Annotated in this window: 18 protein-coding genes; 6 read left to right on the top strand and 12 right to left on the bottom strand. The window is 63.8% G+C overall.

Annotation, left to right across the window (positions count from 1 at the left end):
* Positions 1–92 precede the first annotated feature (92 nt).
* Positions 93–812, bottom strand: a complete 720-nt coding sequence (locus EBBID32_RS02520) for a pirin family protein (protein WP_037488352.1) — start codon at positions 810–812, stop codon at positions 93–95.
* Positions 813–918: 106 nt separating this feature from the next.
* Between EBBID32_RS02520 and EBBID32_RS02515 the strand changes: the two genes are divergently transcribed.
* The 3 genes from EBBID32_RS02515 to EBBID32_RS02505 all read left to right on the top strand — a co-directional run bounded on the left by EBBID32_RS02515 (position 919) and on the right by EBBID32_RS02505 (position 3814).
* Positions 919–1812, top strand: a complete 894-nt coding sequence (locus EBBID32_RS02515) for a LysR family transcriptional regulator (protein ID WP_006950053.1) — start codon at positions 919–921, stop codon at positions 1810–1812.
* 208 nt (positions 1813–2020) lie between these two features.
* Positions 2021–2728, top strand: coding sequence for a response regulator transcription factor CtrA (ctrA, locus tag EBBID32_RS02510; protein WP_037488316.1), 708 nt, complete (start codon positions 2021–2023; stop codon positions 2726–2728).
* Positions 2729–2866: 138 nt separating this feature from the next.
* A complete protein-coding gene (locus tag EBBID32_RS02505; protein ID WP_006950049.1) occupies positions 2867–3814 on the top strand; it encodes an alpha/beta hydrolase in 948 nt (315 codons plus the stop codon).
* A gap of 105 nt (positions 3815–3919) precedes the next feature.
* Here the strand turns inward: EBBID32_RS02505 and EBBID32_RS02500 are convergent, their stop codons facing one another.
* Both EBBID32_RS02500 and EBBID32_RS02495 read right to left on the bottom strand, forming a co-directional pair.
* Positions 3920–4549: a hypothetical protein gene (locus EBBID32_RS02500; RefSeq protein ID WP_006950047.1), complete on the bottom strand. Its 630-nt coding sequence runs from the start codon at positions 4547–4549 to the stop codon at positions 3920–3922.
* A gap of 100 nt (positions 4550–4649) precedes the next feature.
* The gene (locus EBBID32_RS02495; RefSeq protein WP_006950046.1) at positions 4650–5927 is read right to left on the bottom strand and encodes a S8 family serine peptidase; all 1278 of its coding nucleotides are present in this window, start codon (positions 5925–5927) and stop codon (positions 4650–4652) included.
* 89 nt (positions 5928–6016) lie between these two features.
* Between EBBID32_RS02495 and EBBID32_RS02490 the strand changes: the two genes are divergently transcribed.
* Both EBBID32_RS02490 and EBBID32_RS02485 read left to right on the top strand, forming a co-directional pair.
* Positions 6017–6505 (top strand): sigma-70 family RNA polymerase sigma factor, encoded by a 489-nt coding sequence (locus tag EBBID32_RS02490; protein WP_006950045.1) that lies wholly within the window; start codon positions 6017–6019, stop codon positions 6503–6505.
* Positions 6502–7191, top strand: a complete 690-nt coding sequence (locus EBBID32_RS02485; protein ID WP_006950044.1) for an anti-sigma factor family protein — start codon at positions 6502–6504, stop codon at positions 7189–7191. Before EBBID32_RS02490 ends, EBBID32_RS02485 begins: the two co-directional genes overlap by 4 nt.
* Before the next feature lie 105 nt (positions 7192–7296).
* Here the strand turns inward: EBBID32_RS02485 and EBBID32_RS02480 are convergent, their stop codons facing one another.
* From EBBID32_RS02480 to EBBID32_RS02450, 7 genes are all read right to left on the bottom strand, one after another.
* On the bottom strand, positions 7297–10440 hold the full coding sequence (locus tag EBBID32_RS02480) for an amidohydrolase family protein (protein WP_006950043.1): 3144 nt from the start codon (positions 10438–10440) through the stop codon (positions 7297–7299).
* A 2-nt stretch (positions 10441–10442) separates the two neighbouring features.
* A complete protein-coding gene (locus tag EBBID32_RS02475; protein WP_037488314.1) occupies positions 10443–13199 on the bottom strand; it encodes a TonB-dependent receptor plug domain-containing protein in 2757 nt (918 codons plus the stop codon).
* A 263-nt stretch (positions 13200–13462) separates the two neighbouring features.
* Positions 13463–14233 (bottom strand): metallophosphoesterase, encoded by a 771-nt coding sequence (locus EBBID32_RS02470; RefSeq protein WP_006950041.1) that lies wholly within the window; start codon positions 14231–14233, stop codon positions 13463–13465.
* A 21-nt stretch (positions 14234–14254) separates the two neighbouring features.
* Positions 14255–14809 (bottom strand): dCTP deaminase, encoded by a 555-nt coding sequence (gene dcd, locus EBBID32_RS02465; RefSeq protein WP_006950040.1) that lies wholly within the window; start codon positions 14807–14809, stop codon positions 14255–14257.
* A 7-nt stretch (positions 14810–14816) separates the two neighbouring features.
* A complete protein-coding gene (locus EBBID32_RS02460; RefSeq protein ID WP_006950039.1) occupies positions 14817–15275 on the bottom strand; it encodes a cytidine deaminase in 459 nt (152 codons plus the stop codon).
* Positions 15272–15940: a GH25 family lysozyme gene (locus EBBID32_RS02455; protein ID WP_006950037.1), complete on the bottom strand. Its 669-nt coding sequence runs from the start codon at positions 15938–15940 to the stop codon at positions 15272–15274. The genes EBBID32_RS02460 and EBBID32_RS02455 overlap by 4 nt, the downstream gene beginning before the upstream one ends.
* A 29-nt stretch (positions 15941–15969) precedes the next feature.
* Complete coding sequence (locus EBBID32_RS02450; RefSeq protein WP_037488349.1) at positions 15970–16452, bottom strand: UPF0262 family protein; 483 nt, start codon at positions 16450–16452, stop codon at positions 15970–15972.
* Positions 16453–16574: 122 nt separating this feature from the next.
* Between EBBID32_RS02450 and EBBID32_RS02445 the strand changes: the two genes are divergently transcribed.
* Positions 16575–18062, top strand: a complete 1488-nt coding sequence (locus EBBID32_RS02445) for a replicative DNA helicase (protein WP_006950029.1) — start codon at positions 16575–16577, stop codon at positions 18060–18062.
* 130 nt (positions 18063–18192) lie between these two features.
* Here the strand turns inward: EBBID32_RS02445 and EBBID32_RS02440 are convergent, their stop codons facing one another.
* Both EBBID32_RS02440 and EBBID32_RS02435 read right to left on the bottom strand, forming a co-directional pair.
* On the bottom strand, positions 18193–19992 hold the full coding sequence (locus EBBID32_RS02440) for a DUF885 domain-containing protein (RefSeq protein WP_006950027.1): 1800 nt from the start codon (positions 19990–19992) through the stop codon (positions 18193–18195).
* A 36-nt stretch (positions 19993–20028) separates the two neighbouring features.
* Positions 20029–20940: a beta-1,6-N-acetylglucosaminyltransferase gene (locus tag EBBID32_RS02435; protein ID WP_006950024.1), complete on the bottom strand. Its 912-nt coding sequence runs from the start codon at positions 20938–20940 to the stop codon at positions 20029–20031.
* Between the last annotated feature and the right edge of the window lie 29 nt (positions 20941–20969).

Raw genomic sequence — 20969 nt, 5'->3', positions numbered from 1 at the left:
ATGGGAAAAAAAGGGATGCCGCCCGCGCAAGGGAGGGGGGAGAGCGCGCGGGCGGCGGCCGACCCGTCCGGGGGAAGGACGGGCCGGTAACTTCAGATGCTGTCGACCAGGACGATTTCGGCGTCCTCGATCGCGGTGATCGTGATGGGCGCGCCGCCGATGATCGCCGCGCCGTCGCGTGCCTCGTACGTCTCGCCGTCGATCGTGATCCGTCCGGTGGCCGGCACCAGATAGAGATGGCGGCCGTCCGCGCTGTCATAGGTCACGCTGTCGCCCGCCTTGATCGTCCCGCCCAGCAGGCGGGCGTCGGCGCGGATGCGCAGCGCTTCTGCGTCCTCGTCATAGCCGCTGGCCAGCACGACCAGCTTGCTTGACCGCTCGCCGCGCGGAAACGGTTTGGCACCCCAGCTTGGACTGCCGCCGCGTGCGCGCGGAATGACCCAGATCTGGAACAGGGTGGTCGTTTCATCCTCCAGATTATATTCGGCGTGACGGATGCCGGTGCCGGCCGACATCACCTGAACATCGCCCGCTTCGGTGCGCCCCTGATTACCCAAACTGTCCTTGTGGGTGATCGCGCCGGTGCGGACATAGGTGATGATTTCCATGTCGGCATGGGGGTGGGGCGGAAAGCCCGAACGCGGGCCGATCTCGTCATCATTCCACACCCGGATTGCGCCCCAGTTCATGCGGTCCTCGTCATGATAATCGGCGAACGAAAAATGGTGCCGTGCGTTCAGCCAGCCATGATCGGCGTGGCCCAGCGACGCGAAGGGGCGGCGCTCGATACGGTTTGCGGTGTGCGTGTTCATATCCTTGCCTTTCCAGATATCGACCGGACATTCCGGCTTGCTTTCCGCCAATTTAGTCCTCAGCATCGTTTCTGAAACAAGCAGCATTGAAACGGATTGTTTCCCTATGCGACTACCTGATTTTGAGGCCTGGGCGATGTTCGCCGCCGTGGTGGAACATCGCAGCTTCACCGATGCGGCCAAGGCGCTGAGCGTGTCCAAGGCGACCGTGTCCAAGGCCGTGACCCGGCTGGAAGAGCATCTCGACACCAGCCTGTTCAACCGCACCAGCCGCCGTCTGGCGCTGACCGAAAGCGGCAAGCGGCTCGCCGACCATGCCCATCGCATCCTGGCGGAGGGGCAGGCGGCGGAGGAAGCTGCGCGGGAAGAAACCGCCGACCTGTCCGGCGTGGTCCGGCTCGGCGCGCCGATGAGCTTTGGCCTGCAACGCATCGCTCCGCTGATCGCCCGCTTCACGCAGGAGCATCCGCTGGTCGACATCGACCTGCATCTGTCCGACGCACATATCGATCTGATCGAGATGGGACTGGACGCCACCATCCGCATCGCCGACATGCCCGACAGTTCGCTGCGCGCGCGCCGTCTGGCCGATGTGAACATCCATGTCGTCGCCTCGCCCGCCTATCTGGCGGCGCGCGGCAGGCCGGTGCATCCGTCCGATCTGAGCGGGCATGACTGCTTCTGCTATTCCAATGTCACCACCCCGGATGTGTGGCGCTTCACCGGGCCGGGACAGCAAAATGTGGTGGTGCAGGTCCGATCGCGCCTGACGGTCAATAGCGGCGACGCGATGCTGCCTGCGCTGCGGGCCGGGGTCGGCATCGCCCGGCTGCCCGATTTCATCGTCGGCGACGCGCTGGCCAGTGGCGAGCTGGAGGAACTGCTGATCGACTGGCGCGCGCCGCCATTTGGCCTACACCTCGTCACGCCACCTTCCCGGCTGCGCCCTGCCCGCGTCGATGCGCTGCTGGATTTCATCACCCGCAATCATGGCTGCTAAGGTTCGTTTCACAGGTGAATCTTTCTTGACTCGCTGGGAATCATTTCGGCTTCAACTCTTTGTAAACAGATTCGTTTTTTGGCGACTCGTGGATTTCTGCGGGTTAGCGAAAAATTAACCTTTTACCTTCAGAAGTTTTTTGGTTAATGAATTGGAGCAGATGCCGTTCTGGTGGGGTGAACGGACCTGCGACGCAAAGGGGCTTCACATGCGCGTGCTGCTGATTGAGGATGAACCGACCACCGCCAAGGCGATTGAGCTTATGCTCACGACCGAAGGTTTCAATGTCTATACGACCGACCTGGGCGAGGAGGGTCTCGATCTCGGCAAGCTGTATGATTACGACATCATCTGCCTGGATCTCAACCTGCCCGACATGCACGGTTACGACGTGCTGAAAAAGCTCCGCGCTGCCAAGGTGCAGACGCCGGTGCTGATCCTGTCGGGCATTGCCGAGATGGACAGCAAGGTCCGCTCCTTCGGCTTTGGTGCCGATGATTATGTGACCAAGCCCTTCCATCGCGAAGAATTGATCGCGCGCATCCATGCCGTGGTGCGCCGGTCGAAGGGCCACTCGCAATCGGTCATCCGCACCGGCAAGCTGGCGGTCAATCTGGACGCCAAGACGGTCGAAGTGGACGGCAATCGCGTTCACCTGACCGGCAAGGAATATGCCATGCTGGAGCTGCTCTCGCTCCGCAAGGGCACGACGCTGACCAAGGAAATGTTCCTCAACCATCTTTACGGCGGGATGGACGAACCGGAACTCAAGATCATCGACGTGTTCATCTGCAAGTTGCGCAAGAAACTGGCGCTGGCGTGCAGCGGCGACAATTATATCGAAACCGTCTGGGGCCGTGGCTATGTGCTGCGCGACCCGGAAGAGGCGCTGGAAGAGCAGGCCAAGGTCGCCTGACGCTTCGCCCCAAACGCGCTTACCAGGGGGGGTGGAAAGGCCGATGATCCGTCAGGATCGTCGGCCTTTTCCGTTGTGGCCCGGCGGTCGCTGGCATAGGATAATGTCCGACAAGGATACAAAGCCGCAGGAGAGGTCATGACGACCCGCCATCTGATCGATCCCGAAGTCACGCCAGTGCTGGATTTTCTGCCGGAACTGCAACTGAGCCATGACATCCTGCCGATCATGCGTCAGGCGATGGCGACGATGGAAACGCCGGGACCAGTGGCAACCCCCGACATCCGCTTGATTCCGGGGCGCGACGGCGCGCCCGATGTGGCGCTTCATATCTTCAATGCCGATCCTGCCCGTCCGCCCCGTCCAGCGATATTGCACATCCATGGTGGCGGTATGGTGCTGGGCACGGCCGATATGGCGAGCCGCTCAATCGGTCCGATAGCCCAAGCGATGGGTTTCGTCGCTGCATCGGTTGACTATCGACTGGCACCCGAAACGGCATTTCCGGGGCCGCAGGAAGATTGCTATGCCGCGCTCGACTGGCTGGTGACGCAGGCCGACGCGCTGGGCATCGACCCGCAGCGGATCGTCGTAATGGGCGAAAGCGCGGGCGGGGGGCTGGCCGCGGGGCTGGCCCTGATGGCACGGGACCGGGGCGACATCGCGCTGGCCGGGCAGATCCTCATCTATCCCATGCTCGATCATCGGACCGGTGGGCCGGACTGCCGTTGGCAATCGTCCAGCACTGGCGAATTTATCTGGACACGCGCCTCCAACCAGTTTGGCTGGGGGGCGTTGCGCGGGGATTATGGGTGCGACGACGCGCGCAAGGGCTGGTTCTCTCCCGCTCTGGCGGATGATCTGGCGGGCCTGCCGTCAACCTATTTGGGGGTGGGGGCGCTCGACCTGTTCCTTGACGAGGATCTCGATTTTGTCAGGCGGCTCGCCGGCGCCGGGGTGCCAGTTGAAACCCATGTTTATCCCGGTGCGATCCACGCCTTCGATATGGTGGCGACCGCGCGTGTCGCGCAGCAATCGCGCAATGACCTGACCAGCGCGATCCGGCGGATGCTCGTCCTCGACTGATGCAAAAAGGGCCGACGATCCGGTCTGGATCGTCGGCCCGGTCAGGCGGCGGGGCGGGATGCGACGGCTTGGAACTTGGCCGTCGCCCCCTTTTCCCCTGCGGGGTCAATCGTCCGCCTGACTTTCAGGAGCGGCATCGGTCGAACCGGCACCTTGTCCACCCCCTGAAACCTGGCCGCTGGCGTCGATCGATGCTGCGCCGTCCACAGCGCCAGTAGCGCTGCCGGCGGCTGAACCAGCCCGATCGCGAACCGCGCCAGCGGCCTGTCCAGCCCGATCCTTCGTTGCACTGACGGCACCGCTGGCCCGATCCCGTACTGCGCCGACGCCGCTTTCTGCACGATCGCGCACATTGCCCACGGCGTTGCGAGCGTCGCTGGTACCCAGCGTGTCGACGGCCAGGCTGCCGCCCGCCGATCCACTGGCGGAACCCGAAGCACTGCCGCTGCGGCTCTTGTCCCTGCGAGTCAGTGAACCGCTGGCATTGCCATCGGCGCGGCCATTGCCCGATCCGCTGGCGCCGACCCGGCCATTGTCGAGGTCGATGCTGCGGTCGAGGCCGATGCCGCCGCTGCCCGATCCGCCGAGCGTGCCGCCCAAACCGCTGCCCAGCCCGCCAACCGATCCACCCAAAAGGCCACCACCGCCGCCGCTGCCACCCAGCAACTGGGCCGAAGCGGGAACTGCCGTCAGCGTCGCGATACAGGCCGCCACGATCATGAACTTGCTCTTCATCGCTCATCTCCTTGTTGATTGTCGATGCAATGCAGGGACAACGGGAGGGCGAAGGTCTTTCATCCCGCAAAGGCAGGAAAAAATGATAACATATTAAAAATCAGTCATTATTTCTGCATTTGGCGCAGATTATGCCCTGGCCGAAGCCCCGCGCCTTGCCCTTTGGTGTTTCCGCTTCAGCCCGCAGCGCAGTCAGGCTGCCCCGCACCAGCAACCGCCCGGCGACCAGCGGCGCGGCGAAGCTGGTGCCGCGTACCGCGCCCTTGCCGCCATCGCTGCGCGCCGCGTTCATGTCTGCCCCAGGCGCGGCGAAATCGACATGGGCCGCGCGCCCGGCTTCCGGCAATAGTCGCCCGCGACCGTCAATCCCTGTGACCGCGACCACCCCGGCATAGGAGGCGGGGTAGGCGGGCGGTGCTGCCGGGCCGTCATTGCCCACGGCCGCGACCACTGTGACGCCCTTGTCGCGCGCCAGCCGGATTGCGCCCGCCAGCAACGGATTGTCCGGCCCGACCAGACTGACCGTCACCACCGGCACCCCACGCGCCGCCATCCATCCCAGCGCTCGCACGATCGCAAAAGCGCCGCCGCCCGCCGGATCGTCGCCATAGACATCGGCGACCAGCAAGGCTGTCCCCGGTGCCGCGCCGCGCACACTGCCGGTTCCGCTGATGAGTGACGCGACCGCTGTGCCATGAGCGCTGGCCCGTGGCGCGCCGCGCGCAAAGCCGCGCTGTTCGACCGGCCCGGTCAGTGCCGGATGCCGCGCGACCCCGCCGTCAATCAGCCCTGCCGCCCCGCGCCCCACCGTGCCGCTGCTCGCCAGTCCGCCTGTCGCCGCGCCATTGGCCGATCCGCCGGGGAAATAGAGATTGTCCGCACTCGCCTGCGCCATGGGGGCGATCCGCCGCACATCCCTGAGCGCTCGCGCCAGACTGCGACCCTGTGGAACTTGGAGCCGCGCGACGCTGAGGTCCAGCCCCTCGATCGCCTCGCTCTCCACGCCAAAACCTGCGGCACGCAGCGCCTCCAGACTGGCTGCATCTGCCCCGGTCAGCAATATCACGCCGCGCCGCGCGGGTTCGCGCCGGTCGTCCAGTTCGACCGCCTCACCATGTTGCCGCAGCAGGGCGCCGATCCGCGATGCCCGCGCCGCCACCAGCCTATCGGCCAGCCGCGCCGGGGACAGGCGTTCCAGCCCGCTGCGCTCGACCACGCCGCCGACCCGGTCCAGCACATCGGGCACGACCTGACCTACCGGGCCGCCCAGCAACTGCGCCTGCGCGCCCGGCGCGATCAGGATCAGCCCGGCGATCATCCATGGGCACGTCAGTTTCATGTCTTTGTCACCGGTCCTTTCGGCATCATAATGATCCATTGCACAATTATTTCCGTTTTTTCTCAGGTCGTGGGATGAAACGACCGGGCAGGCCCGTTTCATCCCCGGAACATGTGATTGGAGGCCCGATGTCGTTCGAGCATGATTTGCTGGCGATCCTGCCCAGGCTGCGGCGTTTTGCCGCCAGCCTGTCGCGGGATCGTGCCGATGGCGACGACCTGTGTCAGGCCGCGCTGGAGCGGGCGCTCAAGGCGCGCGACCAGTGGCAGCCGGGCACGCGCCTCGACAGTTGGATATACCGGATCATGCGCAACCTGTGGATCGACGAAGCCCGCGCCCGCCAGCGCGCAGCGAAAACCTTTGCCCCGGCAGAAGCGGGCGAGCATGTCGGCCATGCCGGAGACCGGGATATTGAGGCGCATGTCCACTTGTCCGACGTCGACCGGGCGATGCAGGCGCTGCCCGACGAACAGCGCGAAGCCATTGCGCTCGTGCTGGTGGAGGGGCTGTCTTACAAGGAAGCGGCCGCTGTGCTGGGGGTGCCGATGGGGACGCTGACATCGCGGCTGGTGCGCGGGCGCGGGGCGCTGATCGAACTGATGGGGGAAGCGGCATGACCGATATTGACGAAGCCATGCTGATCGCGCTGGTCGATGGCGAACTGGACGAAGTGACCCGCCGCCGGGTCGATCGCGCCGTGGCGGATGATCCGGCGCTGGCGGAGCGACTGGCGATGCACCGCCGGTTGCGCGAGCGGCTGGCCGGCCATTATGCGCCGATTGCGCAGGAACCGCTGCCGGACGCGATGCGCGCGCTGCTGGAGGAGAGCGCGAAGGTCACGCCACTGGTCCGCTCGACGCCGCGCTGGCGCGGTTGGGCTGTGGGCGGGGCGATTGCCGCCAGTCTCGTTATGGGCCTCGGCCTTGGTCGTTTGACGGGCGGGGAGGGCGGTCCGATCGGCTTGCACGATGGCGTTATGGTCGCGCAGGGCGATCTGGCGCAGGCGCTCGACACCCAACTGGCGTCGGCACAGGGCGATGCCGCGATCCGCATCGGCCTGACCTTCCAGCGCAAGGGCGGCGGCTGGTGCCGCAGCTTCGACGGCGCAGTCGCAGGCGTCGCCTGCCGCGAGGGGGAGGGCTGGCAGGTGCAGCAGGCGCTGCCGGGCGCGGGGCAGGGCAGTGCCTATCGTCAGGCGTCGTCATCCGACGCACGGGTCATGGCGACGGTTGACGCGCTGATCGACGGTGCGCCGGTGGACGCGGCGGGCGAGGGCGCGGCGCGGGCGAAGGGGTGGCGTTGACACCCACAACCCGTTCGCCCTGAGCCTGTCGAAGGGCTGTTCTTCTTTGAACGAAGTACTGGGCTTCGACAGGCTCAGCCCGAACGGAGATTCAGCCCTTCCCGTCTAGACATGCGCCACCGCATGCCCCGCGCAACAGGCGGCGCGGCTCGCCTCCACATAGTCGGCATCATGCCACCAGATATGCTGGTGCGCGTCGGCCAGCATCGGCAGCACCGGGGTCACGTCCGCCTGTGGCTTCGCCCCCACGAACGGGGCCATCAACGCATCGGGCGTATGGACCTCGCCGTTGGCCACCACCTGCCGCACATTGGCGACGGCGCTGACATCCATGAGCGGATCGCCCTCCACCAGGATGAGGTCCGCGAGCATCCCGCGCTCGATCCGGCCGATCGGCTCGCCCAGAAATTCGCCGGACCAGCGCGTCGTCATCATCAGGGCGTCCAGCGCGGACACGCCATATTTCACCATGCCGCGCAGGTTGAGGTGCAGGCTGATCGCGGTCAGGTCGATCGGGGCGTCGGTGCCCGATAGCGGGCGCCATCCCGCCGCCAGCATCTGCTTGATCTGCGCCACCTGCCGCTCCAGCGAGGCCAGCATTATCGCGCCGCCTTCGCCCGACATCGCCTTCACCCGCCCGGCCAGCTTGGCCAATTCCCAGTCGGGATAGAGGGTGGTGATCCGGGGATCGCGGGTGAAGCTGTCATCCTGTCCCAGCAGCGCGGTCGCGGCGAACAGGGTTGGCGTCCGCCCCGCTTTGGCGGCGGAGAACAGGTCATTGACGTCATGATAGCCGCCGCCCAGCGCGGTGATGGTGCGCGAATAGCCGTAGCGATTGGTCGCGCCGGTATGTTCCATGCAATCCATGCCGCTGTGGAGCGCTGGATAATGATAATGGGACGACAGGTGCATCCCCATGCGGTGAGAGGCGTCGACGACTTCCTTCTGCGTGTCGTAGCGCAGGCGGACATAGGTTTTGACCATGTCATAATCGAGCAGCCGCGCGCGCTCCAGTTCCAGCGCCATCTGCCCCGGCTCGGTCACGGGACGCATGAAATTGTAGAAGATGCGCCCGCCGTCAATCGCTTCGCCGGTCGCATAATGGCGCGCGGCGATGCGCTTGCCGCTCTGGATCGCCTCACGGTCCTCGACCATATGATAGGCGGGGCAACCGGGGGATCGGGTCGCGGTGATGCCCATCGCCAGCCACAGCCGCCCCATCCGGTCGCCATAGCCATAGCCCGCCATCTGCCGGTGGGTGTGCATGTCGATGAGGCCCGGCATCAGCGTCAGGTCCGGCGCGTCTATGAAGCGGGCGTTGGCATCGGACGGCGCGGCCCCACCGTGCGGCGTGACCGCCGTGATGACGTTGCCGTCGATCACAACGTCCACGCCGCTCTTGTAGGTCGGGGACAGGGCGTCCCAGACCTTGCCAGCCCTAATGACGGTGCGACCCGAAGGCTTGGCATTGGCCCATGTCAGGCGGCAAGGCACGGTCTGCGGCTTGCCGCCCGTGACCGGCACCAGCCGCAATTTGCCGCCGCTCAGATAGAGGAGCGTGCGCGAATCCCCGCTCCAGCTTGGCGCATCGGCCAGTTCCGTGCTGACCTGCCGTGGCGCGCCGGTGAAACTGCCATCGGGCGAGACCGGCGCTACCCATAGGGTGCTGGCGAATATGAACGCCATCGCCTTGCCATCGGGCGACCAGACCGGCCCGTCATGGCCGCGAGTCCCCAGCGACTTGCCATCGAACACCGGGCGATAGCTGCCCTTGCCGGTGGCCAGATCGACCGACAATATCTGGCTCGATCCCTCGCGATAGCGGCCCGTTACCGGCTTGAACGCGGCATAGGCGATGGTCTGGCCATCCGGGCCAAAGCTTGGCCGCCCCGGCTCCCAGATCGCATCGAAGCGCTTGCGCACGGTGCCGGTCGCGACTTCGACCGTGTGCAGCGCGCCTTCCTGATCGAGGAAGGCGATCAGCGTCCCGTCCTGCGACCAACTGCCCCAGGCCACGGCCTTGTCGGGGATGTTGGTCAGTTGCCGTTCCTTGCCGGTGCTGACGTCATGCAGCCACAGGTCCAGCGTCCCGCCCCGGTCGCAACTATAGGCGATCATGCGGCCATCGGGCGACCAGGCCGGATCGCATTTGTGGAAGGCATCGCCCACCATGATGCGCGGCGCGCCGCCGACGGGCATCAGATAAAGGTCGTTGAGCGCGGCAAAGACGATCTGCTTGCCATCGGGCGAGAGCATTGGCGCGGCAATGCCGACCACGGGCTTTGGCGTGCTGGAGGTGAAATCGCGTGCCTTTTTGCGGTAATCGGGCGTCGTCACCGGCACCTGCGTCGTGAACGGCACCACATTTGCCTTGCCATCGCGCCACCGGCGCAGCTTGCCGCCGGAGCCGTAGAGGATCGCGCCGTCCGCTGTGAACGCAGGGCGGAAGGGATAGAGATCTTCGCCCGCGATCACATCTTTTCCGTCCACTACCAGCGTCACAGAACCCGGCTGGACGCGGGTATAGGCGATGCGACCGTCCGGTGCGAAGGCGGGTGCCATGATCGCCGATGGATTGAAGCGGTCGGGGGAGGGCTGCACCGATGCCACGTCGCTGATTGCTCCGGTCGCGACATCGGCCATAACCAGCTTCGTGCCCCCCGCGACATAGGCGACGCGCTGGCCATCGGGCGACCAGCAGGGTTCGCTGTCATTGGTCGTGCCTTTGGACAACGGCGTCACCCGCCCCGATGCGACATCCAGCAGGTAGATGGCATAGCGCCCGTCCGCCCGGTCGCTGGAAAAGGCGATGCTTTTGCCATCGGGCGACCAGCGCGGTTCGCGATCGTCGAGCAGCCCGTCTGTATGCTGGCGCATGTCGCCGCCATCGGCCGCGACCGACCAGATGTGGAAATTGCCGCTGCGATAGGATTGAAAGGCGATCCTTGTGCCGTCAGGGGACCAGTCGGGCTGGGCCAGATCGTCAAAATCCCCCGTCAGCCGTTTCAGCGGTCCGCCAGCGACCGGCATCGTCCATAATATGCCGAGCAGGTCGAAGGCGATCCGGCTGCCATCGGGCGACAGGGTGAGCGCGACATTCGTGGCGTCCTCGACGCTCACCATCGTCTCCTTGCCTGCCGTCGGCGCACCGCCCGGTTGCGCCACCGACGCAGCGCTCCCTGCCGCCAGCAAGCCGATCCCGCCCGCCGCGATCGCCTCGCGGCGGCTGACGCCCGATCTGATCGTCATGCTCAGAACTCCAGGTTCAGGCGGCCGTAATAAAAGCCCCCGCTGATGCCGTAGGGCGCATAGGTGTTATAGAGGAAACCGACGAACTGGTTTACCGGCTTCAGCTTGTTGGGATAGGTGTTGAGCAGGTTGTTCGCACCGACCGACAGCTTGACCCCCTTGGTCAATTTATAACCGATTTCGAGATCGACGATGATCTTGGGCTTCAGCTTTTCATCGACATAGTCGCGAAAGCAGACGTCGCTCACGACATTGACGGCACAGGGCGTGTATTCGGCGGTGTGGAACGCCGTCGCGTTCGCGCGCTGGACGATCTTGCCAAAGCGTGTCGCGCGCAGGTTCATGTTGAAATCGTCCTTTTCCCAAAGGACGTTGGCGATGAACTTGTTGCGTGGCGTGCCTTCGGTCAGGTCTCCCTGTTTGGTGCGGCCGATCAGTGCCAGGCCCGATGCGGCGATCGGTCCGGGGACGGGATCGATATGGGTGAAGATGGTCTTGTTGAAGTTTGCCGAAAGGCTGATCGTCGCCAGACCCATATCGCCCAGCCCCGCACGATAGGTGCCGACAATGTCGAGACCGCGTGTCCGGGTGTCGGCGGCGTTGGAGAAGAGCAGACCGCCCGCGATCCCATAAATGCCCGCTGCTTCCAGCGCGTTGATGACGACCGGACCGCTCAGCGTCTCGCTCAGCAGGATGCGGTCCTTGATCTTGACCTGATAGGCATCGACCGTGATGTTGAGGTTCGGTGCAGGTGTCAGCACGATACCGGCCGAAAAGTTGACGGACTTTTCAGGCTTGAGCGGCACGGCACCCAGTGCCTTGGCTGCCGCCCCCTCGACCGGCAGCGCCTGCACCGGCAAGAGGACGCTGACGCCGTTCTGGACCACGCCGATGGTCGATGATGACGCATAATGTTGTTGTTGCAGGGTCGGGGCGCGAAAGCCGGTGCTGGCGGTGCCGCGGATCGCGAAGCCGCGCATCGGTTCGATGCGGAGCGACGCCTTGCCGGTGTCCGTTGTGCCGAAATCGGTATAATCCTCATGCCGCCCGGCAAGGCCGAATTCCAGCCCCTCGACAATCTTGCCTTCCAGGTTGAGATAGGCGCTCCAGTTGCTGCGGCTCCAGCTTCCCGCGCCTTCGGGGACGAAACCGGTCACGCCTTGCGCGCCGACACCGGTGCGCTGTCGCCCGGCTAGCCAAGCACCAGGCGGCGAGACATACTGGCCGTCAATATAGGATTCAGGGTCGCCCGCCCCGATCATGAACTTGTTCTTCTTATATTCGGCGCCCACCGCGACCGATAGCGGTTCGGCCAGGCCGACCTCGAATTCCTTGCTGAAATCGAGATTGTTGGTCCATTCGTCGAACCGGATTTTGCCCAGATAGAAGTTGGTCGGGCTGGCCGTACCCATGGAGGGGTTCAGCGATGTCGTCTGCTTATATTTGACCTCGTCCTGCGAATAGGTGGAACTAAGGTCGAAACGCACGCCGCCGCCGAGTTCGCCACGCAGGCCGAGCGCATATTGGAAATCCTCGTCATAGACATGGATGCGTGGGATATAGCCTTCGGGATAGATTTCGATGATATTGTTAAGCGCGGCAGGCGTGCGATAGGTCAGCCAGCCTGCGGCGTGGCGCTTGGAATAGGTGCCAAAGCTATAGGCCTCCAGGCTGCCGCCCACCGGCAGCATGGCGTCGTAGCTGATATTGCCGCCGATGACCTCCGGCTGGCCTGCCTTGCCGCGGTAACGATCCAGATTGGGATCGTCGTTCCGTGGATCGCCCGTGGGATAATAAGCACCAGCGATCGGCGATCCTTTGACCAGCGTTCCGGCCTGCAACACGCCGTCCGCCGCGACATGGATATAGCCGCCGTCCGGGCCGATCGAAAAGCCGTTGTCGATCTGCCACCGGCCCTGTTCGCCGCCATTGTCCGCCGTGCTGCCCAGCGTCAGCGCCGCGCCGCCGGCCGTGTCGTTCTTCAGGATGATGTTGACCACCCCGGCAATCGCGTCGGAGCCATATTGCGCCGAAGCGCCGTCGCGCAGCACTTCGATCCGCTGGATCGCATTGCCGGGGATGAGGTCAAGGTCCGGCGGCGACTGGCCGTTCTGGACCGATCCGTTGATGAACAAAGTGGCCGAATTATGCCGCCGCTTGCCGTTGACCAGCACCAGCAGCTGGTCGCCGCCCAGGCCGCGTAGCGACAGGGTGCGCACGGCCCAGCTTGCGCCCGCGCCGTTGTTCGACACGTTGATCGAGGGCACCAGCGTGCCGAGCAGGTCGCGGACCGACTGCTTGCCGCTCGATTCCAGATCCTTGACACCCAACACGTCGATCGGCGCTAGGCTTTCGGCGACGGTGCGGTTGGTCGTGCGCGTGCCGGTGACGATGATCGGCGTTGAATCCTCGATCGGTTCGGGGGCGGGAGCAAGGGCCGCCGGGGCGGCTCCGCCTGCGACGCTCGCTTGCGCGAACTGGAGTGAGAGCGGGCTGCGCCGCGCCACGCTGCGATTGGTAGGCGCGGCCAGCGCGATCACGCCGACACCGGCCTGTTCCATCTTCAGGTTCGTACCCGCCAGCAACCGTGCCAGCGCATCCTGCGTCGACAGCCAGCCCTGAATCCGGCGGCTGCGGATCGCCGCCACCTCATCATAGGGGAACAGGATGCGCACGCCAGACTGGGTCGAAAGCTGGCGCAGCGCGCCGCTGAGCGGCTGGACATGAATGTCGAACTTGTGGCGCTGGCTCAGCGCCAAATCCTGTTTTGCAGCTGCGAAGGCTTGAGAAGAAGGCACAAGGCAAGACGCCAGGCAAAGCCCGGTTAACGCATGAATAGCACGCATGATCTGTTCCCCTGGATGGCAGCATCTGGACCGCTCTATCCCTGTGAAACGAAGCAAAGGTAGCAATCCGCTATGCTTTTTTTCGGGATCATAGCCATGGAATGTTTCTCAACAGCTTATGACTGTGCAGTGACTATTTGATGATGCTGCAATGCAAAAGATAAAGCAAAATCATCTCAGTCGTTGGTCTGTAGAAACCAGCGGTCCGTGCCTTGCAGGCCAATGGCAGTCAGTCGCCCGGAATAATAGGCACCCGTGTCAATGCCGATCCGGTTGGGTTGGAGATCGACATCGTCAGTGATGCTATGGCCATGCACGATCATCTTTGGATGCGCGCCGCCATGATCCAGAAATTCGCGCCTGATCCATCGCAGGTCCGCGCCGCTTTGGTCCTCGATCGGCACTCCCGGCCTGATACCGGCATGGACGAACAGATAATTGTCCATTTCGACCTGATCGGGCAGGGCGTCGAGAAAATCGACATGGTCGCGCGGCACATGGTTCAGCATCCACGCCACAATCTCGTCATCGGTCATCACCTGGAACAACATCGGGTCCAGTCCGTAACTGGCCAGCGTGGATGCACCTTCCATCCGCCGAAAGACCGGCACTGCCCGTACTTCGCCCCGCGCCGCGAGGACGAATATTTCCTCATGATTGCCTTTAAGGCAGCGCACATCGCCGCCCGACGCAACCATGGCCATCACCCGGTCGATCACCTGTCGCGATGATGGACCGCGATCGACCAGATCGCCCAGCAGGATGATGTGCGGGGGCATTGCGCCCCGTTCGGCATCGTCGCGCGCGATCAGTATGAGCAGGGCGTCGAGCAGGTTGGCACGGCCATGCACATCGCCAATCGCATAGACGCGGCGGTCACCCACGCTCGGCGGAGGCAATGCCTCAATGGGCGTCCCGCGTGCCAGCCATGTCCGCAACCATTTCATGGGTCACAGTCTGGCACGTCGTCACAGGCGCGGCAACGTCACGCCCTGCTGCCCCATATATTTACCCGCCCGGTCGGCATAGCTGACCTCGCACGGCTCATTGCCTTTCAGGAACAGGAACTGGCACGCCCCTTCATTGGCGTAGATTTTGGCGGGCAGGGGGGTCGTGTTGGAAAATTCCAGCGTCACATGCCCCTCCCAGCCCGGCTCCAGCGGCGTGACGTTCACGATGATGCCGCAACGCGCATAGGTGGATTTGCCAAGGCATATGACCAGCACGTCGCGCGGCACCCGGAAATATTCGACCGTCCGCGCCAGCGCGAAGCTGTTGGGCGGGATGATGCAGCAGTCGGTCTTGCGATCGACGAAGCTGTTGGTGTCGAAATTCTTGGGATCGACGATGGTGCTGTCGATATTGGTGAAGATCTTGAACTCGTCCGCCACCCGAGCGTCATAGCCATAGGAGGACAGGCCATAGCTGATGCAATTGTCGCGCTTCTGGCTCTCCACGAACGGCTCTATCATGGCGTTTGTCAGCGCCTGTTCGCGAATCCACTTATCTGACAATATCGACATGGGGTGTTCAACTCTTCCTGACAGGAGTGATGCCAAGGTCGGCGGGACCAAAGGCATGGGGCAGCAGCACCGCGACGCTGTGCTCGACAATCTGCACGCCATCGGGCGTGGCGCAATAGATGGCCAGGGGCCGTCCGGCCATCTGCTCGGCTTCGTTCATGACCTGGCGGCACCGGCCGCAGGGGGTGACGATGGCGTCACCCGCGCCGTCCATCGCGCCACCGACCACCGCAATCGCGGCGACATCGGCCAGTCGCCCCTGCGCATTGACGGTCGCCAGCGCAACCGTCTCGGCACACAGCGACAGGCCATAGCTCGCATTCTCGAAATTGCAGCCGGTCACGACGCTGCCGTCGGTCAGCCGCACCGCTGCGCCCACGGCAAAGCGGCTATAGGGCGCATGGGCATGTGCCATCGCCCCGCGCGCCGCCGCCACCAATTCCGCAATCTCTGCTTCGCGCGTCATGGCGCCACCACATCCCATCTGACCGGACCGTCAATCCCGTCGATATGCCGCATGTCGCTGGCTGTCCACATCACCCAGCGGCGCGTGGCATAGTCGGGCGGAAAGAAATTGCCGTCCAGCCACAGCGTGCGGTTGATGCCGGAACCGATGTCATACCGCTTGTCGAAATCCTCGGCCACGTTGAGCAACACCGTCTTGCCCGCATGGCCTTCGACCAGATTGACCAGCGTGTTCAGCTCCGACAGTAACAGGTCGCGCCCCGGCCGCGCGGTGCAGGCCGGGTCGAAGGCCAGCCGGATGACGGGAGGCAGGGCGGCATTGTCGCGCGGCACCGTCGTCATGAAGCGGGTCGCCTGATCGCTGGCCAATCGGCACAGGCTGAATTCCAGCATCGCGCCATAACGCATCCCGGCGGTGCGCGCGCCGCGCCAGTTGGCGGCAAAATCGGGGTCGCGCCAGTCGGCGCCCTTGGCCGCGCGGATATAGGCGAAGTCCGCCCCCTGCGCCGCCAGCGTACCCCAGTCGACCGGGCCATTGTCGGAACTGACGCTCAACCCCTGCACCGGATAATCCTCCCGGTTCGGTGCCCAGTTGCGGGCATAGAGGAACAGCGCCAGCGCCAGCGCCGCCATCAGCGCCAGCCCCAGCCCAATACGAACCAGCAATCCCCCCAGAGTCAGCCGCCCGATTGTCCTTACCCCTTGATGTGCAATACGCAGATCAGCGTGAACAGGCGGCGGGCGGTGTCGAAATCGACCGCGATCTTGCCCTCCAGTCGCTCGCGCAGCATTTCCGCCGCGTCATTGTGGATGCCGCGCCGGGCCATGTCGACCGTCTCGATCTGTGCGGGCGAGGCATTGCTGATCGCCTGATAATAGCTGTCGCAAATGGCGAAATATTCGCGGATCGGTCTGCGAAACCGGCCCAGCCCCAGAATGATGGCTTCAAGCGCGCTGTCATCCTCGCGGTTGATCTCTATCACCAGCCGTCCGTCCTCGACCCGCAGCACGACCTTGTACGGCCCGGCATAGCCGTCGGCATGAACGCGCTGCGGCGCGAACATATTATCCTCCAGCAGGTCGAAGATCGCGATGCGCCGTTCCTGTTCGACGTCGGCATTGCGCCACAGGATCGTCCGCTCGTCGAGCTTGATGTCTATGATGCGCGGGTCGGCCATATTGCGATCAGCCTCAGTGCGGCGGCAGCCCGCGAAATGCAAGCAGGACTTATCCACATTCTCGGTGCGTCGTTTCGACCTTGCCCCTTGCGCGCGGGCGACGGTCGGAGGAATAGGGAGCCATGGTCGAATTGGTAAAAATGAATAATGCCGCCGAAACGGGCGCGCCTGAACTCCCTCGCAATGTGGAGGCGGAAGCGGCGCTGCTCGGCGCGCTGATGATCGACAACCGGCTGGCGGAGGATGTCCAGCTCAAGATCAAGGCGGAGCATTTTTTCGAGCCGATGCACGGCCGCATCTATGACGCGATCATGAAGCTGCTGGATCGCGACATGGTCGCCAATCCGGTGACGCTCAAGCCGATGCTGGATCAGGACCCGGCGCTCAAGGAACTGGGCGGGGCGGGCTATCTGGCGCAACTGACCGGTAATGGCGCGGCGCTGATCGGCGCGCGCGACTTCGCGTCGCAGATTTACGACCTCGCCCTGTTACGGCAGCTTGTCAGTGTTGGCCGAGAACTTGTTGAAAATGCAATGGATACTAGCGAGGATGTCAATCCCCGCGAACAGATAGAAGCGGCCGAAGTCGCGCTTTACAAGGTCTCCGAAGGGGAGGGGGAAAGCGGATCGGTCAAGAGCTTCCTCGCCGCCTCCACCGCCGCCGTGCAAGTGGCCGAACGCGCGCTCAACAGCGGCGGCCATGTGTCGGGGATCACCACCGGGATCAACAGCCTGAACGCCAAGATCGGTGGTCTGCACAATTCCGATCTCATGATCCTGGCGGGCCGTCCCGGCATGGGCAAGACCTCGCTCGCCACCAATATCGCCTATAACGCCGCCTCGCGCTGGTTGCGCGACAATGCCGACGGGATTCCGCCGGAAAAAAATATGGGGGCCAAGACCGCCTTCTTCTCCCTCGAAATGTCCGCGGATCAGTTGGCGACCCGCGTGTTGGCCGAACAGTCAGGGATCAGCGGCGAAGCACTGCGCATGGGCAAGATCAGCCGCGCCGATTTCCAGAACCTTTCCCGCGCCGCGCGCGAGTTGCAGGAACTGCCCTTGTTCATCGACGATACGCCGGGCCTGACCATCGCGGCGCTGCGCACCCGCGCCCGCCGGTTGAAGCGTCGCCATGATGTCGGCTTCATCGTCGTCGATTATCTCCAGTTGCTCCAGGGCACCGGGCGCGGCAACGAAAATCGCGTCAACGAGATTTCGGAAATTTCGCGTGGTCTCAAGACCTTGGCGAAGGAATTGCATGTGCCGGTGCTGGCCCTGTCGCAGCTCAGCCGTGCGGTCGAGCAACGAGAGGACAAGCGACCCCAGCTGTCCGACCTGCGCGAATCCGGCTCGATCGAGCAGGACGCGGACATGGTCTGGTTCGTGTTTCGCGAGGATTATTACGAAGCGGCCAAGGAACCCAAGGTCGAGGATGAATCGGCCTATGCCATCTGGCGCGAAAATATGGACCGCATCTACGGCCTGGCCGAAGTCATCGTCGCCAAGCAGCGCCACGGCTCCACCGGGCGCATCCGCATGAAGTTCGACGCACGGATTACGCGCTTCTCCGATGTGGCGGACGATAGCTATCAGGATCTGGATTACGAGTAAGAAATTCCTCCCCTGCAAGGGGAGGGGGACCGTTTGCGGAGCAAATGGTGGAGGGGTGTCGCCCTCACGATAGGGTGACACCTCTCCGTCAGGGCTGCGCCCTGCCACCTCCCCCACAGGGGAAGGATTGCTAAACGCCCATCTTCGCCCGCGCTGCGACCCGCGCTTCCAGCATGGACAGCGGCATCGCGCCTTCCTCAAGAATGGCGTGGAACTGCTTGATATCGAAGCGGTTACCCATTGCCGCCTGCGCGGCGGCGCGCGCCTTGCTCCATACGCCATGCCCGACCTTGTAGCTGGTCGCCTGTCCCGGCTGGGTACAGTAACGCTCGACCTCTCGCTGACAACGTGCCTGGGTGAACCCTGTCTTTTCAACCATATAGGTGGTGGCCTCCTCACGGCTCCATTGCTTGCTATGAATGCCGGTATCGACCACCAGCCGCGCCGCGCGGAACAGGAAGGACTGGAGGTATCCCGCCCGGTCGAGCGGGGTCGCATAGGCTTTCAGTTCGTCCGACAACTGCTCGGCATAGAGCGCCCAGCCTTCGCTATAGGCGCTCATGAACGCGGTCTTGCGCAGCATGGGAATATCACCTGCCGTCTGGGCGGTCGAAATCTGGAGGTGATGTCCCGGTACGCCCTCATGATAGTTCAATGCGGGCAGCGTATATTTTGGCCAGTCGCCTATCGCCTTCAAATTGATGAAAAAGATCGCCGGGCGCGATCCGTCCAGCGCCGCGCGATTATAATAGCCGTTGGATGCGCCATCCTGAATCTCGACCGGCACGGCGCGGATTTCCAGCGGCGTGTCGGGAATGGTCGCAAAGGCCTGCGGCAATTTCGCCTGCATCAGCTTCGCTTCGGCATTGAGCGCGGCGATCAGGTCGCTGCGACCCTGCGCCGTGTCGGGATAGACTTGCGATGGATCGGCATTCAGCGCCGCCAGCCGTTCGCCGATCGTTCCCTTGGTATAACCCGCGCCTTGCAGGATCGTGTCAAGCTGCGCGCTGATGTCGGCAACCTGCTCCACCCCCATGGCGTGGATGTCCGCCGCCGACAGGTCGGTCGTGGTCGCGCTCTTGAGCGCGGCGGCATAGATTTCCTCGCCACGCGGAGTGCGCCACACGCCATCGCCCGCTGCCGTTTTGGCGCGCAGCCCCTCGATCATCGCGATTTGCGTGTCGAGCGCGGGATAGATGCTCTTCTCCACTATGGCCGCTGCCGGAGCCTGCCAGTCGCCCGCTATCCCCTTGGCCGCTGCCCGCTTGACCAGCGACTGGACCAGGCTGCTGCTTGCGGCCGGCTGATCGCGCAGCTTCTTCATCTGCCCCAGCGTCAGGTCGAGCGACCAGCCCGGCGCCAGATAGCCGCGCGCCGCCTCGTCCCGTTGCATCGCGCTGTCGGTGCGCAGGTTGCGGGCGAAGGCCTCCAGCCGCGCCAGATAGGCGTCGCCATCGGCGGCGACGTTGATGGTATGGGCGGTGTTCAGGAAATCGGGCGTCGAAAAATAGCTGCCGCCCTGCTGGAAGATGCGATAGGGTCGCACCGCGCTGTTGAGGCCAAATGTCGCCGGCGCCACCGTCTGCTGCCCCAGCGCATAGAGGATGACGTCAAGGTTCAGCCGCTGCGGGTCGGACAGGCTGGCGGACTTGAATCCCTCCAGTTCCTTGATCGCCGCCTGCGTCGCGGCCAGCCGCTTCATCATCGCCGACTTGCTATTGTCGTCCAGCAGGCTCTTGGCCCCGGCGCGCGCGCCCTTGTCCAGCCCCAGGCTGGTGACGAAGCTGGGCGACAGGTCCAGTTGCCGCTCGAAAATGGCGGTGAACGCGGCCGACAAGCGCGCATCGTCGCTGCCCTGAGCGAAAGCGCGGGGGGCAGCGATGGCGATGGCAACGGCACCAGAGGACAGCAGAAAATCGCGACGGTCCATGAAATGGTCTCCCTTATCCTTGAATGAGGGAGACTCTTAAGCCGCTGATGCGATCCGTCCAGAGGCTTGTAATATTGTTGCGTGCGGTTCGGCCTGCTTGGGCAGCGTTATGGCGGCAGCCATCAGCAAATGCGCCTCCAGCAGATCGAGGATATGGCTATCCTCCTGCGCATCGAATTTGCGCGCGAACAGATCCGGGCTGAGCGTGAGTCGCAGCGCGTCACGGGTCACGAACGTTCGGGGGCGCAACTTGATGTCACCATCGGGAATCCAGTCGATCGTGCGCAGATCGTCATTGACCTGTTTAGCGGGCGCAAAGGCGTTCATCATCACCGTCTGAAAAAAGCCCTCATCGGCAATCAGGGTACGGCGATAGAAATTCTTGAATCGCAGCGCGGCGGGATCGCGACAGACAAAAGCGCAGAAATCGCGAGTAACCGCCTTCCACTGGGTGCCAATATAGGGGGTGATCCCGGCCATGCGACGTCGCGGGATGCCAGTGCGCACGATCCGGTTGAACGCTTCGACGAAATAATGGCTCAGCCGGTTCATCGTGTCCGGGCGGACCGCCTGTTGCGGCACGGCGCGGATGAATTCGGTCCCGTCATGCTGCGCCAGATAGTCGGCGATATAGGCCTGCGACTTCAAGGGGAAATCCTGCCCACTCAAGTTGATGAAGTAACGCCAGTCCGTGCCCATCTCCAGCAGCTTGGCCATGCCGCGCAGTTCGGCATCAACCAGGCTGTATCCGCCCCACAACATCTTGCGAGACGGCAGCATCGCGGCATTGGCATAGGGTTTCAGGAAGGCGGCGACATCCGCCTGCATCGCTGCCCCTGATCGATGATCGACATGGATCAGATAATGATTGCCCGGCACATATATGGCGCGGAACATCCGCTTAAACTGTTCAGGGAAACGGTGGACAAGGATGAGATAGGCAATCATGCAGGGCACACTCCATCAGACGCGCATCG

The organism is Sphingobium indicum BiD32 (assembly GCF_000382885.1).
In the GTDB taxonomy this organism is placed as follows: Bacteria; Pseudomonadota; Alphaproteobacteria; order Sphingomonadales; family Sphingomonadaceae; genus Sphingobium; species Sphingobium japonicum_C.
The sequence above is the reverse complement of the archived record's forward strand: the minus strand, read 5'-3'. Positions and strand labels throughout refer to the sequence as shown.

Bases quoted from the DNA above. Each gene is read 5' to 3' on its own strand.
- EBBID32_RS02520 (WP_037488352.1), bottom strand. From the start codon at position 812: ATGAACACGCACACCGCAAACCGTATCGAGCGCCGCCCCTTCGCGTCG.
- EBBID32_RS02515 (WP_006950053.1), top strand. From the start codon at position 919: ATGCGACTACCTGATTTTGAGGCCTGGGCGATGTTCGCCGCCGTGGTG.
- ctrA (WP_037488316.1), top strand. From the start codon at position 2,021: ATGCGCGTGCTGCTGATTGAGGATGAACCGACCACCGCCAAGGCGATT.
- EBBID32_RS02505 (WP_006950049.1), top strand. From the start codon at position 2,867: ATGACGACCCGCCATCTGATCGATCCCGAAGTCACGCCAGTGCTGGAT.
- EBBID32_RS02500 (WP_006950047.1), bottom strand. From the start codon at position 4,549: ATGAAGAGCAAGTTCATGATCGTGGCGGCCTGTATCGCGACGCTGACG.
- EBBID32_RS02495 (WP_006950046.1), bottom strand. From the start codon at position 5,927: ATGGATCATTATGATGCCGAAAGGACCGGTGACAAAGACATGAAACTG.
- EBBID32_RS02490 (WP_006950045.1), top strand. From the start codon at position 6,017: ATGTCGTTCGAGCATGATTTGCTGGCGATCCTGCCCAGGCTGCGGCGT.
- EBBID32_RS02485 (WP_006950044.1), top strand. From the start codon at position 6,502: ATGACCGATATTGACGAAGCCATGCTGATCGCGCTGGTCGATGGCGAA.
- EBBID32_RS02480 (WP_006950043.1), bottom strand. From the start codon at position 10,440: ATGACGATCAGATCGGGCGTCAGCCGCCGCGAGGCGATCGCGGCGGGC.
- EBBID32_RS02470 (WP_006950041.1), bottom strand. From the start codon at position 14,233: ATGAAATGGTTGCGGACATGGCTGGCACGCGGGACGCCCATTGAGGCA.
- dcd (WP_006950040.1), bottom strand. From the start codon at position 14,809: ATGTCGATATTGTCAGATAAGTGGATTCGCGAACAGGCGCTGACAAAC.
- EBBID32_RS02460 (WP_006950039.1), bottom strand. From the start codon at position 15,275: ATGACGCGCGAAGCAGAGATTGCGGAATTGGTGGCGGCGGCGCGCGGG.
- EBBID32_RS02450 (WP_037488349.1), bottom strand. From the start codon at position 16,452: ATGGCCGACCCGCGCATCATAGACATCAAGCTCGACGAGCGGACGATC.
- EBBID32_RS02445 (WP_006950029.1), top strand. From the start codon at position 16,575: ATGGTCGAATTGGTAAAAATGAATAATGCCGCCGAAACGGGCGCGCCT.
- EBBID32_RS02440 (WP_006950027.1), bottom strand. From the start codon at position 19,992: ATGGACCGTCGCGATTTTCTGCTGTCCTCTGGTGCCGTTGCCATCGCC.
- EBBID32_RS02435 (WP_006950024.1), bottom strand. From the start codon at position 20,940: ATGATTGCCTATCTCATCCTTGTCCACCGTTTCCCTGAACAGTTTAAG.